Origin of the sequence: Bacillus sp. FJAT-45350 (genome assembly GCF_002335805.1) — a bacterium.
Taxonomy (GTDB): domain Bacteria; phylum Bacillota; class Bacilli; order Bacillales; family NISU01; genus FJAT-45350.
Genome location: NZ_NISU01000001.1, coordinates 529,000 through 546,404, shown reverse-complemented (window position 1 = coordinate 546,404; position 17,405 = coordinate 529,000). Strand labels below are relative to the sequence as shown.

At 36.6% G+C, this 17,405-nt stretch carries 19 protein-coding genes; all 19 read right to left on the bottom strand.

The window, feature by feature from the left end; genetic code table 11:
• Positions 1-70 precede the first annotated feature (70 nt).
• Entirely contained in the window at positions 71-976 is a 906-nt protein-coding gene (gene sucD / locus CD003_RS02705; protein ID WP_096199349.1) for a succinate--CoA ligase subunit alpha, read from the bottom strand.
• 18 nt (positions 977-994) lie between these two features.
• Positions 995-2,155, bottom strand: coding sequence for an ADP-forming succinate--CoA ligase subunit beta (gene sucC, locus CD003_RS02700; RefSeq protein WP_096199348.1), 1,161 nt, complete (start codon positions 2,153-2,155; stop codon positions 995-997).
• A gap of 358 nt (positions 2,156-2,513) precedes the next feature.
• Complete coding sequence (locus CD003_RS02695; protein ID WP_096199347.1) at positions 2,514-2,786, bottom strand: DUF3905 domain-containing protein; 273 nt, start codon at positions 2,784-2,786, stop codon at positions 2,514-2,516.
• Positions 2,783-2,965: a small, acid-soluble spore protein, alpha/beta type gene (locus CD003_RS02690; RefSeq protein WP_096199346.1), complete on the bottom strand. Its 183-nt coding sequence runs from the start codon at positions 2,963-2,965 to the stop codon at positions 2,783-2,785. The genes CD003_RS02695 and CD003_RS02690 overlap by 4 nt, the downstream gene beginning before the upstream one ends.
• Positions 2,966-3,100: 135 nt before the next feature.
• Positions 3,101-3,367 (bottom strand): EscU/YscU/HrcU family type III secretion system export apparatus switch protein, encoded by a 267-nt coding sequence (locus CD003_RS02685; RefSeq protein WP_096199345.1) that lies wholly within the window; start codon positions 3,365-3,367, stop codon positions 3,101-3,103.
• Entirely contained in the window at positions 3,364-5,169 is a 1,806-nt protein-coding gene (locus tag CD003_RS02680) for a hypothetical protein (RefSeq protein ID WP_096199344.1), read from the bottom strand. The genes CD003_RS02685 and CD003_RS02680 overlap by 4 nt, the downstream gene beginning before the upstream one ends.
• A gap of 12 nt (positions 5,170-5,181) precedes the next feature.
• Positions 5,182-5,961, bottom strand: a complete 780-nt coding sequence (locus CD003_RS02675) for a ribonuclease HII (protein ID WP_096199343.1) — start codon at positions 5,959-5,961, stop codon at positions 5,182-5,184.
• A gap of 108 nt (positions 5,962-6,069) precedes the next feature.
• Positions 6,070-6,924, bottom strand: coding sequence for a ribosome biogenesis GTPase YlqF (ylqF, locus tag CD003_RS02670; protein WP_096199342.1), 855 nt, complete (start codon positions 6,922-6,924; stop codon positions 6,070-6,072).
• Between the two features lie 8 nt (positions 6,925-6,932).
• Positions 6,933-7,490 carry a signal peptidase I gene (gene lepB / locus CD003_RS02665; protein ID WP_096199341.1) on the bottom strand — a complete coding sequence of 186 codons (558 nt, stop codon included), beginning with the start codon at positions 7,488-7,490 and terminating at the stop codon, positions 6,933-6,935.
• Positions 7,491-7,690: 200 nt separating this feature from the next.
• Positions 7,691-8,035 (bottom strand): 50S ribosomal protein L19, encoded by a 345-nt coding sequence (gene rplS / locus CD003_RS02660; RefSeq protein WP_096199340.1) that lies wholly within the window; start codon positions 8,033-8,035, stop codon positions 7,691-7,693.
• Between the two features lie 119 nt (positions 8,036-8,154).
• The gene (gene trmD, locus CD003_RS02655) at positions 8,155-8,889 is read right to left on the bottom strand and encodes a tRNA (guanosine(37)-N1)-methyltransferase TrmD (RefSeq protein ID WP_096199339.1); all 735 of its coding nucleotides are present in this window, start codon (positions 8,887-8,889) and stop codon (positions 8,155-8,157) included.
• A 1-nt stretch (position 8,890) separates the two neighbouring features.
• Positions 8,891-9,409, bottom strand: a complete 519-nt coding sequence (rimM, locus tag CD003_RS02650) for a ribosome maturation factor RimM (protein WP_096199338.1) — start codon at positions 9,407-9,409, stop codon at positions 8,891-8,893.
• Complete coding sequence (locus CD003_RS02645; protein ID WP_096199337.1) at positions 9,393-9,818, bottom strand: YlqD family protein; 426 nt, start codon at positions 9,816-9,818, stop codon at positions 9,393-9,395. Before CD003_RS02645 ends, rimM begins: the two co-directional genes overlap by 17 nt.
• Positions 9,819-9,936: 118 nt before the next feature.
• Complete coding sequence (locus CD003_RS02640; RefSeq protein WP_096199336.1) at positions 9,937-10,176, bottom strand: KH domain-containing protein; 240 nt, start codon at positions 10,174-10,176, stop codon at positions 9,937-9,939.
• Positions 10,177-10,290: 114 nt separating this feature from the next.
• Positions 10,291-10,563, bottom strand: a complete 273-nt coding sequence (gene rpsP, locus CD003_RS02635; protein WP_096199335.1) for a 30S ribosomal protein S16 — start codon at positions 10,561-10,563, stop codon at positions 10,291-10,293.
• 125 nt (positions 10,564-10,688) lie between these two features.
• Positions 10,689-12,041: a signal recognition particle protein gene (gene ffh / locus CD003_RS02630; protein WP_096199334.1), complete on the bottom strand. Its 1,353-nt coding sequence runs from the start codon at positions 12,039-12,041 to the stop codon at positions 10,689-10,691.
• A gap of 12 nt (positions 12,042-12,053) precedes the next feature.
• Positions 12,054-12,386, bottom strand: a complete 333-nt coding sequence (locus CD003_RS02625) for a putative DNA-binding protein (protein ID WP_096199333.1) — start codon at positions 12,384-12,386, stop codon at positions 12,054-12,056.
• 245 nt (positions 12,387-12,631) lie between these two features.
• Positions 12,632-13,636, bottom strand: a complete 1,005-nt coding sequence (gene ftsY / locus CD003_RS02620) for a signal recognition particle-docking protein FtsY (protein ID WP_096199332.1) — start codon at positions 13,634-13,636, stop codon at positions 12,632-12,634.
• A gap of 89 nt (positions 13,637-13,725) precedes the next feature.
• Positions 13,726-17,292, bottom strand: a complete 3,567-nt coding sequence (gene smc, locus CD003_RS02615; RefSeq protein WP_096199331.1) for a chromosome segregation protein SMC — start codon at positions 17,290-17,292, stop codon at positions 13,726-13,728.
• Positions 17,293-17,405: the final 113 nt, after the last annotated feature.

The window sequence follows — 17,405 nt, the reverse complement described above, 5'->3', positions numbered from 1 at the left end:
CCTCATTTTAACTGAATTTTCAGATATTATAATTTATGAAAAAGCCCCCTAAGTAGGGAGCCTCTTCATCTTACTTATGAGTAGTACATTTTTCTAATAAACTTTGCTCTTTTAACACAGAAATTAATGTTTCACCCATTACTGAAGGTGTTGGAGCAACTTTAACGCCACAACTTTCTAATGTCTTAATCTTTTCTGCAGCAGTACCTTTACCACCAGAAATGATTGCACCAGCATGGCCCATACGTTTCCCTGGAGGAGCAGTTTGTCCACCGATAAATCCAACTACTGGCTTCTTCATGTTAGCCTTTATCCACTCAGCAGCTTCCTCTTCAGCAGTTCCACCGATTTCACCTATCATAATTACAGCATAAGTGTCTGGATCTTCGTTGAAAAGGTTAAGAACATCGATAAAGTCAGTTCCATTTACAGGGTCTCCACCAATACCAACAGCAGTAGACTGACCAATACCTTCAGTTGATAATTGATGTACAGCTTCATACGTTAGAGTACCAGAACGTGAAACTACACCAACATGACCTTTTTTATGAATGTATCCTGGCATGATACCAATTTTACATTCATCAGGAGTGATAACACCTGGGCAGTTTGGTCCAACTAAACGAGTTTTCTTACCTTCCATATAGCGCTTAACATTTGTCATGTCAAGAACAGGAATTCCTTCAGTAATACAAATAACTAAATCAAGCTCTGCATCAGTTGCTTCCATAATAGCATCAGCTGCGAATGCAGGTGGTACGTATACCACAGAAGCGTTAGCTCCAGTTGCCTTAACCGCTTGCTCTACTGTATCAAATACAGGAATTCCTTCTATTTCTGTACCACCTTTACCAGGAGTTACTCCACCAACAATTTGTGTACCGTATTCTACAGCTTGTTGCGTATGGAATAGTCCTGTAGCTCCAGTAATCCCTTGTACAATTACTTTTGTATCTTTATTAATCAGGATACTCATTCTCCACGTCCCGCCTTTCTATTTCACTAGAGATACGATTTTTTGTGCGCCATCTGCCATTGAGTCAGCTGACGTTATATTTAAACCAGATTCTTCAAGAATCTTTTTACCTAAATCAACGTTCGTTCCTTCTAAGCGAACAACAAGTGGTAACTCTAAGCCAACTTGTTTCGTTGCTTCAACAACACCTTCAGCGATGATATCACACTTCATGATTCCACCAAAGATGTTAACGAAGATACCTTTAACGTTTTCATCAGATAGGATAATTTTGAATGCTTCAGTAACCTTTTCAGCCGTCGCACCGCCACCTACATCTAGGAAGTTAGCTGGGTCACCACTGTAATGTTTAATGATGTCCATTGTTGCCATAGCAAGACCAGCACCATTAACCATACAACCGATGTTTCCGTCTAACGCGATATAACTTAAGTCATATTTTGAAGCTTCGATTTCTTTTGTATCTTCTTCTTCAAGATCACGATACTCAAGAATATCCTTTTGGCGATATAGAGCGTTTGAATCAAAGTTCAATTTCGCATCAAGAGCCATAACCTTACCATCACCAGTAGTTACAAGTGGGTTAATTTCAGCGATTGAACAATCTTTTTCGCTGAATACTTTGTAAAGACCCATCATGAACTTAACTGCTTGGCCAACTAATTCTTTTGGTAAGTTGATATTGAACGCTAGTCTACGAGCTTGGAACCCAGTAAGACCTACTGCAGGATCAATAACTTCTTTGAAGATTTTTTCAGGAGTTGCTTCTGCAACCTCTTCAATCTCTGTACCACCTTCTTCAGATGCCATCATAACAACACGTGAAGTTGCGCGGTCAAGAACAAGACCTACATAGTATTCCTTTTTAATGTCGCATCCTTCTTCAACAAGTAAGCGCTTTACCTCTTTACCTTCAGGACCAGTTTGGTGTGTAACTAGTGTTTTACCTAAAATCTCATCAGCGTATGTACGAACCTCGTCAAGATTTTTAGCAACTTTTACGCCACCAGCTTTTCCACGTCCACCAGCATGAATTTGCGCTTTAACAACACAAACCTCTGAGCCTAACTCTTTTGCTGCTTCTACTGCTTCTTCTACTGAAAAAGCTACTTTACCATTTGGAACAGCTACTCCATATTTACGAAGTAGATCTTTTCCTTGATACTCGTGGATATTCATTCTCTCTCCATCCTCCTATCAATTCGATGCAAATTTCATGCAATAAAAAAACACTTCTAAAAAAATTTATAAATAGACAGGTTTAATTGCATGTCTTTCACTACTATTCGATATCATTTGGCAAAATCCTTTTTTTATTTCAAAAATTTTTTCGAATTTTCCCTCCAAATAATATCCTTTAATAGGATACCACTTAAATGGCTAAAGGTGAATAGATTGGCAAAAAAAAGACCATTAATATTTCATAAAATGTTCATAATCCACTTTTTTCTACACCTTTTTACCAACTTTGTGTTTTTTTATGTAAATATAGCCTTGTTAAGATACATCTCTTAACAAGGCTAAGTTTAACTTTACTCTATTTTCTTTTTTCTCTGCTATCTTTTGGAGCAGTTCCAGTAAATGAATCATTTCCGTATGTTACATTGATACTTGGATGTTGAAACATCGCTGCAGGATCAGACATTTTTTCTTCTACAACATTACAGTCTTTCGTATCAAAAAATTCTTGCAACGGAGCATTTTCTTCCTCTACCCAATGGTCACCTGACATTTGGGCAGGGTCTACATTTTCATCCCAATTATCTAACGGTGTTTCTGGGTTTGGTTCGAATTCACGTTTTTTTTTCACTTGGTATCCTCCTTTGCATCCTTTTCTTTCTTCTTTAATAATGCTTTTGTCATATCTTTACTCATTGCATCAATTTCCTGAGTTGAACGATAAATACCAAACTCACTAGCAATTTCTTCTTTATATTGCTCAACAAATGCCTCAGACTCAGGGACTAGAAGTAAATTTTTCATCGTCATAATAACACCCCTTACAATAAAACTAATAAATAATGAACTGGTCATTAATAATTAAAAAGCCAGTTCATTGTTTGTTAGTATGTCCAGCTTTGGACACACTAACAAACGAACTGACTACTTGGTAATATTTCTATTTTATTTTGCTACATTTCGGTCTACACGATAGATAAAGGCAAAAATCTCTGCAACAACTTCATAAAGTTCAGTTGGAATGGTTTCGTTAATTTCTAATTGACCTAGTATTTCTACAAGTGAAGAGTCCTGTTGTATCGGTATATCATTTTCTTCAGCTCTTTTAATGATTTCATCTGCAATAAATCCTTTTCCTTTACCTATCACTTTTGGAGCATTATCCTGCTCTTCATTATAGCTTAATGCAATTGCTTGTTTTTTTTCCGTCATACTCGAACATCAACTCCTTGATAAAATCCTTGTTGATTATATGCATTTTTGGGCTGCGTCATTTGTTGATGCTTTGTTGATTCCTTAATCTCTTTCCATTTTACTGACAACAATTGATATTCAAACTTTTCTAATTGTTTTTTTAACAACGGTTGTAAACTTTCAATAAGAAAGTTTGGTCTAGGGTGTTCATTAAAAACATGTATAGAAACTATTCTCTTTTGAATTTGAACATCTACAATCGTTTCTTCAAGGTTTTCTAAATGTAGATAAAATAATATTCGACAGTGTTCCGAATCAATTTTTCCCTCTTTAGTTTTTCTTCCTTCCCATTGCATTGTCAAATCTGTTTGATGACCAGCTAAATGTAAAGGAACTTGAACAGCTAATTGATGTAAAGGACCACTGTTTTCACTTGCGATTAACTGTTGCCCTGTTATTCGGTGTATGATTGATTCTGCTCGCTCTTTTACATTTGATGGTAAATCAAGTTGTTGGGTTTGAATTAACAAGGATTTGAACCTTTCAAGTTGGAGTACCTCTTTAGGTTGTTGCTGGTTTCCTTGGAGTAACCTCATAATTTCTTGTTCTTGTTGGAAGCCCATGCTTTGGACAATTCTTGAAAGCTGATTACCAAGGTTCGAACGTTCACTATTAGCAGTAGATTCATTCGTAAAGGATTGTTGGACAAGTTGACTTAACATATTTCTCTCTTGCTGTGATAGTTGCTCAGGACTTCTCATTAGCGATTGTAACGACTGAACGGATTGCTTTTCTGTTTTTTGCGATGAGATCAAAGTCAGAAATTGTTGTAACCTTTCTTGTCCATCTTTACCATCCGTTAGATTTAAACGGGGTACTAATAAATCAAACAAGGTTTTCGCATCTAATGTTTCTAACCTCATACCACCTGTTTGATTATTTGAAAGAAAAGGCCAAAGTTGTTCAAGGACTGGACGATTAGCAGGGTTAAGAATCGCTGTTTTAAATTGTTCGTAAAATTCACTTCTCGAAGCTTGTTGAGGAACAACCCCGATTTTTTGGAGTAATTGAAATGAGCCCTCTCTCTCTTCTGACAGTTGACTTGTTGAAAGCATCGTCAAAAGATTGCCTATTGATGAAGGGCTAGAAGGAATTACTGTCCCACGATTTAAAGAATTAAGTGAATCAAGTATTTGCTTTGACTTTTCATCAGCTCCCCCGATACGATTCATATCCGATAGTAATTGTGTTAGCTGATTAGAAATAGATTCACTAGATTGAACTGCACGTATCGCATGAAAAACCTCTGAAGTTAGTGGCAAATTACGCTGCATTATCTGTTGAAGTACTTGCATTCCCTCTCTATTAAGTTGCCCAGTTTGCTTAAGTAACTCTGCTCCCTTTGTAATTTTTTCTTTTGTAAACGGAACTTGTTCAGAAGCAAAATGTCTAATTAATAATTCATTCGCTTTTGTTTGCTGTAACCCTAACTGTTGTAATACTTGTTGTGTAGATTGCGGTTGGTTGTTAGGAGTAGATTGAGAATCTCTTTGTCTAAATAAGTTATCATCAAGTACCTTTAACTTCGGAATTCCTGTACTTTGTTGGACCTCAAACCAATATGTTTGTTGAGCAGTTAATGCAGCTTCAAGTCTTGCTGTTAGGTTCATCCCAGCAAGTTGCAAAGCTGCAATATTATTTGGAAATAACTTTATCACTCTACCTTGAAAAACTTCGCCTGGTTTTAAACGTATGGAGCGAACTTGGTTATTGTTAGAAACACTCCCTGTATTACCAGTCGTTATATTCGTTTGAAACACCGTACTCCCCTCCTATTTAGCAGTAGCAATACTTTCTCTTATTGGGGCAAAGGACCGACGATGCTCATCAATTACACCATATTTATCAATTGCTTCTAGGTGCTCTTTCGTTCCATAACCCATATGTTTTTCAAAACCATAGTGTGGATGTATCTCCCCTAATCTTTCCATATACCTATCACGTGTAACTTTTGCAACAACAGAACTAGCCGCAATGGATACACTTTTTTGGTCCCCTTTTATAAGTGACGTTTGAGGAAGTAAAACCTTTAATTCCATAGCATCTATTAGTAAATGCTCTGGTTGAATGTCTAAACCATTAACAGCTTCTAGCATAGATCGTTTCGTAGCTTGATAGATATTAACTTCATCAATTACAGTTGCCGGAACAATACTCACATGAAAGGCAATTGCTTCTTTAATTATAATTGAGTAGAATTCATCCCTTTTGTCTTTCGGTAATTTTTTTGAATCAGTTAGCCCAGGTAAGTAAAAATCTGTAGGAAGTATAACTGCACTACTAACTACAGGTCCAGCTAGAGGACCTCTACCCACTTCATCAATGCCAGCAATATACCGAATACCCTTTATCTTTAAGTCTTCTTCATAAACCATCATTTTGTAAAAGTCTTCTTTTAAATCTTGTTCTTTTTGTATTTTTCTATTGTAACGTTCTATTAACTTTTGAACTCCTTTTCTTTCATCATGTTTAATCTCATCCAAAGTTGACTGTTCAACAGTTTTACTACCAAACAGTAAATCTTCAATTTGTCTTATAGCTAATCTCTTCATGTCTCTCTCCCGTATCAATTTATGTATTATATCGGCTTGAACAACAACAGTTTTAAGTTGAAATATAAAAGGCATACGCAATCATACGTATGCCTTTTATATTTCATCCTAAGAATTCGACGGAGTTTGCTCTAATGTAATTCTTCCTAATGTACCTGAGCGAAGTTCCCGTAGAATAATCTCAGCTGCTTTATCATAATCTATGTAGCCCCCAGGTAAGAGACATCCCCTTTTCTTCCCAATCTCATCAAACAGCGCGAGTCCTTCATCAGGAACTTCCTCTAATTTATATCGTTGTTGAATCGTTTCAGGATAATGATCCTTCATAAAATTCAAAACAAATAAAGCAATGTCCTGAAAATCTAAGAGCTCATCCTTAATTGCCCCTGTCGCTGCCAAACGATAGCCAATCTGTTGATCTTCAAACTTCGGCCATAAAATCCCTGGTGTATCTAAAAGCTCCAATTCCTTACCGACCTTTATCCATTGCTGCTTTTTCGTAACACCCGGTCGGTCGCCTGTTTTAGCGATCTTTTTCACCGCTAGACGGTTGATTAATGTTGATTTACCAACGTTAGGAATTCCAAGTATCATCGCTCGTATTGCTCTTGGTTTCATACCTTTTGATTTCCACTTCTCAAATAATGCATGAGCTAGTTCTTTACATGCTCCAGGTATTTTCTCTACACCCTTACCTGACTGAGAATCAATTGGTAATACGACAACATCTTGTTTACGGAAGTATGAAGTCCATTTATCGGTCATTTTAGGATCGGCTAAGTCAGCCTTATTTAATAAAATTAATCTTGGTTTATGTGCTACAATTTCATCAATCATTGGGTTCCTTGAAGAAAGAGGTACTCTTGCATCAAGAAGCTCAATGACAACATCAATAAGCTTAAGCTTTTCTGTTACTTCTCGTCTGGCTTTCGCCATATGTCCAGGAAACCATTGAATCGTCATTTCTTCACCTACTTTGCAAAACGAATATCTGACACTGGCCAATAAATCATGTTAGCTTTACCAATCACATCTTCGTACTCTACGAAGCCAATATCTCGACTATCTAGGCTATGTCTTCTGTTATCCCCAAGTACAAACACATGTCCTTCTGGCACTACTGATTGATCTGCCACTTGTTCTAAAGTAAAATCATATGTTAAAAAATCGTTCGTTTCAAGATCAGCTTTTAAATGATCTAAGTATGGCTCTTCAACCGCTTCACCATTAATAAATAGAACATCGTCTTTGTATTCAATCGTATCTCCTGGGAGACCAATTACACGTTTGATATAATCTTTTTCTTCAGTAGCATGGAAAACAATGATATCAAACCTCTTTGGCTTTCCTATGGTATACCCAATTTTATTGACAATCATTCTATCACTATGATGTAAAGTCGGCATCATTGATTGCCCTTCTACTACTATAGGCGCAAATAAAAAATAACGGATAACTACAGCTAATAATAAAGCAATTACAATGGCTTTGGTCCATTCTACTATTTCGCTTTTTCCCCTTGTCGTCATAACAACGTCTCCTCCAAAACCTAAAGTACTAAATTTTACTATAAAAAAACGTTAGATAACCTTATTTTACTTTATTCATCAATTTATTACCATAAAGAAAACATCTAAAATAGACTTCCAATCCAAATACACCATTTAAAAACTTTCTCGTAAATTTCAAAAAAGGAGCTTGAATATCAAGCTCCTTCCTTTTTTGAATACTATCGAATTTCTTTAATACGAGCCGCTTTACCACGTAATGCACGTAGATAGTAAAGTTTCGCACGACGTACTTTACCGCGACGTTTCACTTCAATCTTAGCGATTTTCGGTGAATGTAATGGGAATGTACGTTCAACACCTACACCGTATGAGATTTTACGAGCTGTAAAAGTCTCACTAACTCCAGATCCACGACGTTTGATTACAACGCCCTCGAAAAGCTGAATACGCTCACGAGTTCCCTCAACAACTTTAACATGAATAACTAAAGTGTCTCCAGGACGGAATGATGGAAGATCCGATTTAAGTTGTTCTTGTGTAATTTCACGGATAATGTTGTTCATCGTATATTTCCCTCCTTCCAGCACAGATGCTCATAGCAGATATGTAATAATCACTAGCGGAACATCGGAATAACGGGCCTTAGCCACAAAGAGTATAATATCATATATTATACTAAAGTTCAAGCATCGAATTTAAATTCCTCTATCCACTTTTTCTCTTCCTCAGTTAACTCTTTCCCTTCTAGTAAATCAGGTCTTCTTACATATGTACGTCGAAGCGCTTCTTTACGCCTCCATGTTTCAATGTTTTCATGATGACCAGATAAAAGAACATCAGGTACTTTCATACCTCTAAAATCAGATGGCCTAGTATACTGTGGATGCTCTAGTAAACCTGTTGAAAAAGAATCAGTGACAGCTGAGGTTTCGTTTCCTAACACCCCCGGTAAAAGACGAGTCACGCTATCAGCGATAATCATTGCTCCTACTTCACCACCCGTTAGAACAAAATCTCCAATGGAAATTTCATCAGTAACTAGATGCTCTCGAATACGCTCATCATATCCTTCATAGTGTCCACATAGCATGATTAGATGTTCCTCATGTGCTAATTCCTCAGCCTTTTTTTGAGTGTATCTTTCCCCTTGAGGACATAGGAGAATTACTCGAGGCTTTGTATTATGATTTGCCCTCAACGTTTCTACCGCATCAAACAATGGCTGTGGTGCTAAGACCATTCCTGCTCCTCCACCATAAGGATAGTCGTCCACTTTCTTATGCTTATTTTCTGTATAATCCCGAAAATTTACCACATTAAAATTTACGTACCCTTTTTCCTGAGCTTGATTCAAAATTGATGAACCAAATACACCAGTAAACATCTCAGGAAAAAGCGTTAATACATCAATTTTCATTTTAGATAAGCCCTTCCATTAAATGGACAGTTACTTTTTTCTCTTCAATATTCACTTCTTTTACTACATCCTCTATATATGGAAGTAGAATTTCTTTTCCTGGCCCCTTCCGTTGAACAACCCATACATCATTTGCACCTGGTGAAAGTATTTCTTTTATCTTACCAAGCTCTTTACCCTCGTCTGTCCACACCTCACAACCAATAATTTCATGATAGTAAAACTCACCTTCATCTAGGTCACCAAGAGCCTCTTCTGAAACTTGAAGCGTACCACCTTTAAAAGGCTCTACTTCATTAATGTTCGTAAGTCCTTCAAACGTTAGTAAATCAAAATTTTTATGCTTTCGGTGACTTGCGACAGTAAGTGGACGCAAATCTTTTAAATCATCGTGCTCTAGATAAAGCTTACTCCCGACAGAAAATCTCTCTTCTTCAAAATCTGTAATGGAAATGACCCTTACTTCACCGCGTAGCCCTTGTGTGTTAACAATCTTTCCGACTTTAAACCAATTTGTCATCTTTTTTCAGTCCTTTTCTAATTTCATCAACAATACCATCTCTTATAATCACTTCAGTATCACGTAACACATCATCCCAGTTATCTCCAACTTGTATACTACAAATTGATTGTACTGAGCCGTCCTTTAATTCTGTACCTATCTCTAGTTTGTTTAATTGATGCTTCTTAAATTCAACTGCTCTTAGCTTTTCCTGTCTTTGTTTAATTTCACTGTTAAAACTTTGACGAATCGTTTGGCTATATTCATGGTCGCTCTGAAATTTCTTTAATTTTTTATGTAATTGGAACTTTAGCTGTTCTAATTCTTTACTTACTTGTACTTCTTCATTGCTCAACTCATTCATTAAATATTGTTTTCGCTTCTCTGTCAGTATCTGTTTCACAGTAACGGTTCTAATAATATCCATCTTTCACCTCGCTGCAAAAGTTCTATCAATAATTATTTTAAAGATATTAGTAAAATGAATCAATCTTACAATACTTTTGAGGTAAATTCTGACTCTATAAAAAAGAGCGAGGTTTCCCTCACCCTACAGGATCAATGATATCTAATCGAACACGTTTATTTTGCTGTGCTGCTGCTGCATTGACTACCGAGCGAACTGCCTTTGCCACTCGACCTTGTTTTCCAATAACTTTTCCCATGTCCTGACCATTTACTGTTAGTTCTAACGTAATAAGCTGTTCTTCATCCCGTACTGTGACATATACATCATCAGGATGGTCAACTAGAGCTTTCGCAATCGTCTCTACTAACTCTTTCATAATATATGTACTCCTTGTCATTTGATAGATTTCATTTATTGTATCATAAATATTTGATTTACTTCTATAATTTGAAAAAAGGAAAGGATCAATAGGATCCTTTCCCTTTCTCAATTACTTACTGTTTTTTGCGTTGTGAAGCTTTTCCATAAGACCAGCTTGAGAGAAAAGGTTGCGAACTGTATCAGATGGTTTTGCACCCTCTAACATCCACTGAAGTGCTTTCTCTTCTTTAATGTCTACTTTCGCTGGTTGAGTTAATGGGTTATAAGTACCGATCTCCTCGATGAAACGACCATCACGTGGAGAACGAGAATCTGCTACTACCAAACGATAGAAAGGAGCTTTCTTTGAACCCATACGCTTTAAACGAATTTTTACTGCCATTCGTTGACACCTCCAAAATTATTTCACACAATATTTTATAATATAGTAAATTTCACTAGCTTGCAATACCATTCAACATTTTCATGCTAAAAACTGAAAGTGCTAGGAAAAATGAATAACATAATTTACATAAACGGTAACTTAAGACCGCCTTTGCCTTTTTTCTTACCTTTTCCACCCATATTCGTCATTTGCTTCATCATCTTCTTCATATCCTCGAATTGTTTGAGTAAGCGATTGACATCCTGAATGCTCGTACCGCTTCCTTTAGCGATTCTACGTCTACGACTTGCATTCATAAGACTTGGGTCTTGCTTTTCTGCTTTTGTCATTGAACGGACAATAGCTTCAACACGATTAATTTGTTTATCATCCACTTGAAGATTTTTCATACCCTTCATTTTGTTCATTCCAGGCATCATCCCTAGTAACTCATCAAGTGGTCCCATATTACGAACTTGCTCAAGCTGTTCAAGAAAATCCTCAAACGTGAAATCCATCGTTCTCATTTTCTTCTCTAGCTCTTTGGCCTTCTCTTCATCTACATTGGCTTGAGCCTTTTCAATGAGTGTTAATACATCACCCATACCTAGAATCCTAGAAGCCATTCGCTCAGGGTGGAATGGTTCAAGTTGGTCTATCTTTTCGCCCATACCAGCAAACTTAATTGGTGTTTTCGTTACTGCCTTAACAGATAACGCCGCACCACCACGTGTATCACCATCTAGCTTTGTTAAAACTACACCAGTAATATCTAGTTGTTCATTAAAGCTTTCTGCCACATTAACAGCATCTTGCCCTGTCATTGCATCGACAACTAACAGAATTTCATCAGGATTAGCTACTTCTTTCACTTGCTGCAATTCTTCCATTAATCCTTCATCAATATGCAAACGACCAGCTGTATCAATGATTAAGTAATCATGATGCTCTTCTTTTGCTTTTGCAAGTGCTTGCTTAGCAATTTCCACTGGGCTCACTTGGTCACCCAACGAGAACACTGGCATACTTAGCTGCTTACCTAATGTTTCTAACTGCTTAATCGCAGCAGGACGATAAATATCAGCAGCAACAAGCATCGGATTGCGGTTATGCTTTTTTCGTAAATGATTCGCTAATTTTGCTGTAGTAGTCGTTTTACCTGCACCTTGCAGACCAACCATCATGACAACTGTCGGGGGTTTATTTGCATGAGCAATCTTACTCTGCTCACCACCCATTAAATTAGTAAGCTCTTCATTAACTACTTTTATAACTTGTTGTCCAGGTGTTAAACTCTTTAACACCTCTTGTCCAATTGCTCGCTCTTTTACATCTGCGATAAATTGTTTAACAACTTTAAAGTTAACATCTGCTTCTAGGAGGGCAAGGCGAACTTCACGCATCATTTCTTTAACGTCTGCTTCGGTTACTTTCCCTTTCCCCTTCATTTTAGCTAATGTATTCTGTAATCGTTCAGCTAAACCTTCAAATGCCATTGCTTTCGCCTCCTAATCTAATTTTTCAAGAGAATCAATTAAGTTGTTGATCTCTTCAGGAGTCGATTTTTTTTCTTGCGCAGTCTTTTTCAGTGTTTCTAATAACGACGTACGTTTTTCAAACTTAGCTAATAACGATAATTTCACTTCGTATTCTTCTAGCATTAATTCAGTACGTTTAATGTTATCATAAACAGCTTGTCGACTGACTTCAAATTCTTCGGCAATTTCACCAAGAGACAAATCATCAAGATAGTACAATGACATGTACTTCTGCTGCTTGGGTGTTAGGAGTGACTGATAAAAGTCAAACAGATAGTTCATTCTTAACGTTTTATCTAACACAACACCAACCCCTTGTTAAGTGAATTCCCTTTACGAATACAAATATTACACGAAAAAAAATCTAGTGTCAAGTTTTTTTCTTAACATACAAAACCCCTGAGTGGGAATTAATTATGAATTATGAGTTATGGGTTATGAATTGCTAATTTTTAGGTTTTTATTTGCCATTTGCAATTCTAAATTCAATTAACCATTGGCCATTTACAATTACCCATTAAAATCATTCATAACTAATAACTCAGAACTTATAATTCCTTCTCTTCCTCTTCTTCCTGCTCTTCAAGAATATCTTTAAAAAGTCCATATACAAATTGTTCAGAGTCAAATTGTTGGAGATCGTCCATTTTTTCGCCCAGACCGACATACTTTACAGGGATATCTAGTTCATGACGAATCGCAACAACAATTCCACCTTTTGCTGTACCGTCTAGTTTTGTTAAGACAATACCTGATACATCCGTTGTTTGTCCAAACGCCTTTGCTTGGCTCATTGCATTTTGACCTGTTGTAGCATCTAGTACAAGTAATACCTCGTGGGGAGCACCTGGGACTTCTCGTTCAATGACACGCTTTACTTTTTCGAGTTCCTTCATTAAGTTTACTTTATTTTGTAATCTTCCAGCAGTATCACATAATAGAACATCTGCATTACGAGATTTGGCAGCTTGAACAGCATCATACATAACTGCTGCCGGGTCACTCCCCGCTTGCTGTTTAATTACATCAACACCAACGCGCTCTCCCCATACTTCAAGTTGCTCAATTGCCCCTGCACGGAATGTGTCTCCTGCTGCAAGTACTACTGATTTACCTTCTTCTTTAAACATATGAGCCATTTTTCCAATTGTTGTTGTTTTCCCTACTCCATTAACACCAACAAAAAGGATTACTGTCATAGCACCTTCTTGGATATTTAACTGAGAATTTTCCTCTTCCTTTTGTAATAGTTCAGCTAACTTCTCTGAGATAACAGGCTGAATATCTTTGGTATCTTTTATATTACGAAGACGTACTTCATCTTTAAGTGTATCAATTAATTCCATTACCGTTTCTACACCAACATCAGCACTTATCAAGAGTTCCTCTAACTCTTCAAAAAATTCTTCATCTACTTTACGATAACGACTTACTAATTCATTCATCTTTCCGACAAATGAGTCACGTGTTTTTTCTAATCCAGTTTTAAACTTCTCTGTTACTGTATCTGTTTGTAGGGTAATCTTCTCTTTTAACTTCTTAAAAAAACTCATAAGGTCCTCCTTATAGTTGGATTGCTAATAGCTCCTAACCATGTTTTAACTCGCAATTCTTAATTTTCAATTCTAAATTCATATTTTTCCTATTCCACAAGAAATTTCTCTGTTTCCTCTAATCTAACAGAAACTAATTTTGATACACCTGACTCTTGCATAGTAACTCCATATAGAACGTCCGCTTCTTCCATGGTTCCTTTTCTATGGGTGATGACGATAAATTGGGTATGACTACTGAACTCTTTTAAATATGCCGCAAAGCGACTTACGTTAGCTTCATCTAGAGCAGCCTCAACTTCATCAAGAACACAAAATGGGACTGGACGAACTTTTAATATCGCAAAGAGTAAAGCTATTGCGGTTAGTGCACGTTCTCCCCCAGATAGTAAGGCAAGGTGCTGTAGCTTTTTACCTGGCGGTCTTGCAACAATGTCCACACCTGTATGTAGGAGTTGGTCAGGGTTTGATAAGACTAAATCCGCCTCACCACCACCAAATAGCTTTCTGAAGACGACTTGGAAATGTGCACGTATTTGTGTAAAAGTCTGTTCAAAACGCTTCGTCATTTCCTCATCCATCTCAGCGATTACATTGTAAAGAGTTTCTTTTGCTTCTGTTAAATCGTTCTTTTGCTCTGACAAAAATTGAAATCGTTCATTCACTCGCTCGAACTCTTCAATTGCCCCTAAATTTACATGCCCTAGCTCTTCTATTGCCAGCTTGATTAACTTTACTTTTGTTCGAGCATCATCTACATCAAGCGTTAAATGATAATGCTCTTTTGCAGCTTCATAGCTCAGTTCATATTCATTACGTATATGAGATAAACGGTTTTCTAGCTCAACATCTAAACGATTGACAAGGACTTCCTTGTCATGAAGTTGTTCCATAATGTACGTTAACTGACCCTTTTCAAGCTTAAGCTTGTCCTCAAGGTACGTAGCTTTTTGCTGCAAATCTTGTCGTTGATGGCGAATCTTAGAAAGAGAATGAATTGCTTCATCCTTACGTTTACGATTTCTTTCAATTTTGTCTTCAATCGTCTCTTCTCCTGTTGAACTAGCAGTCATTTCATTTTCTAGTAACCAGTATTGCTCTTCCATATCCTTAAGACGGTTTGTTGTTCGCTCTTCTTCATTCGATAAACGTTGAACAGTTTCCTTCTGGTTATGTAGTCGTTCTTCTTCTTTAGCAAGCTCAACCTTTAACTCAATTAAATCTTCTTGTACAGTCTCTTTCGATGTTTTTTGTAGTTTCTTTTTTTCTTCAATTTCTGAAACTTGTTTTTCTAGTAACTCTGAGGAAGCTACTGTTTGCGTTAGTGTATGTTCAAGATGAATTAAACGATTTTCTATTTCTTGACGCTCTGTTGTAAAAGACCCATGTTCTCGGTCGTACAATAGAAGACGTTCATTTACGTTCTTTTCTTCCATCTCTATCTCTCTTATAGCGGAACGAATTTCTTGCTCTGCCTCCCTTGAACCTTCACCTTCTACTCGCAGTTTTTCTAACCTTACTTCAAGTGCAGAAACCTGTTGTTTTAAATCTTTTACATAATTTTCTAATACAGAGGTCGTTTCTTCCATTTTTACCAGCTTATCAGTTAATGATTCAAGTTCTCTTGAACGACCAAGAAGTGGTGTTGTTTTTTGTTTAATGCTTCCACCCGTCATAGAGCCACCTGGATTTACTACATCTCCATCTACTGTCACAATTCGATTCCTAAACCCTAATAAACGAGCAATTTCATTTGCCCCTTGTAGGTCAGTGGCAATGATGACATGTCCTAGTAAATTACTTATAACGTGTTCATATTTTTTATCAAAATTGATTAAATCAGATGCCACACCAACAAACGACGGATGTGTATTTACAATTGATAGCTGATTATCACTCAGATACCTTCCTTTAATGGCTGGTAAAGGGAGAAATGTTGCTCGGCCATATCGTTTTTGCTTTAAAAATTGAATTGCACGACGAGCTTGTTCTTCGGTTTCCACTACGATATGTTGCGTCGCCCCGCCTAATGAAATTTCTAATGCTGTCTCGTATTCTTTTGGTACCTTCACTAGCTCTGCAACTGCTCCAACTATACCTGAAAGCTGTCCACCTCTAGCTCTTAGTATTTCTTTTACCCCTTGAAAGAACCCTGAAAAATCGGCTTGCATTTCCTCAAGAACTTCTTTTCTTGAACGAACTTGCTGGATAAGCTGATATGCTTCATATAGTTTACTTTGTTGCTTTTGATAGGAATTCCGTTTTTGTTCTAATTCCAGTTGAACATTTCTATATTCCTTTACTTTCTCTTCAACCTCACCCTGCTTTTGAAGAAGAACTGATGTTAAATCATTCTTCCTAATTGCCACTTCCTCACGCAAAGTAATTAATTGCTTATTGTCATCCTCTATTCTTATTACTTTTTTTTCTTGAAGGTGGAGTTGTTCTTTTAAATAACGGGTTTCATTTCGAATTGATGCTTGTTCATTTAACACTTCAATATAATCTGACTTTAGCCTATCTAATTCAGCCTCTAGGTCTTCCTCAGCAAGAGCTAGTGCTTTATTCTTATCAGTCATCTCTTCTTTTAAATGAACTAGTATCTTTTCAATATTTTTTTGCTTTCCAATTTCTTCATTTAGCTTTTGCCCTAGTTCGAGTTTTTCCTCTTTAAGATTATTTATTGTTTTTAGTAGCTGGTCTTTATTTTGAGTAAAATTCTTTTTTCTTTCTTTAAGTACTTCCTTTTGCCCTTCATTTTTTTCTAATTCTTCACTAGTTTTTAATAGAGAATCTTGATATTCGTTCATCTCTTCATCAAGTTGTTGAAGTTGTTCGCGAACAAGTGTTAGTTTTGCTTCATTTTCTTCTATACTATTTTGGCGAGTTGTTTTTTCTTCTTTAAGCTTTTCAAACTGTTGGTTATGCTCTGACCATTTTTTATGTAAATCATCAATCTCATAGACCATTAAAGCAACTTCTACATCTTTTAGTTCAGCCTTTTTTTGAAGGTAGTCTTTTGCAACAGATGCCTGTATTTGCAGAGGTTCTACTTGCCCTTCAAGCTCATGTAAAATGTCTTCTACTCTAAAAAGATTTTCTTGAGTTTCTGCTAATTTACGTTCTGCTTTTATTTTACGATTCTTGTATTTAAGTACCCCAGCAGCATCTTCAAAAATGACTCTGCGGTCTTCTGATTTACTACTTAATATCTCTTCTACCTTACCTTGACCAATAATCGAATATGCCTCTCGACCAAGACCAGAATCCATAAATAAATCAACAATATCCTTTAATCTACATGTTTGCCGATTTAATAGATACTCACTATCTCCTGAGCGATAGACTCGTCGAGTAACACTTACCTCACTATAGTCAATTCCTATGTAATGATCCTCATTATCAAGGACTAATGTTATTTCAGCAAAATTTAATGGTTTTCTTGTGTCACTTCCGGCGAAAATGATATCTTCCATTTTTGACCCACGTAATGATTTCGCAGATTGCTCTCCTAACACCCACCGTATACCATCTGAAATATTACTTTTTCCGCTCCCATTAGGTCCAACTACAGCTGTAACCCCTGGCACAAAGTCAATATTCATCTGTTCAGCAAATGATTTAAACCCAATGACCTCTAAACGTTTGAGGAACATCTTTCATCCTCCTCACCTTTGATAACAACGCAATTATTATATCATAATTAAAACTTGATATGCCGATTCACAAGTTACGAATTATGATATACAACCTGTATTTACACAAAAAA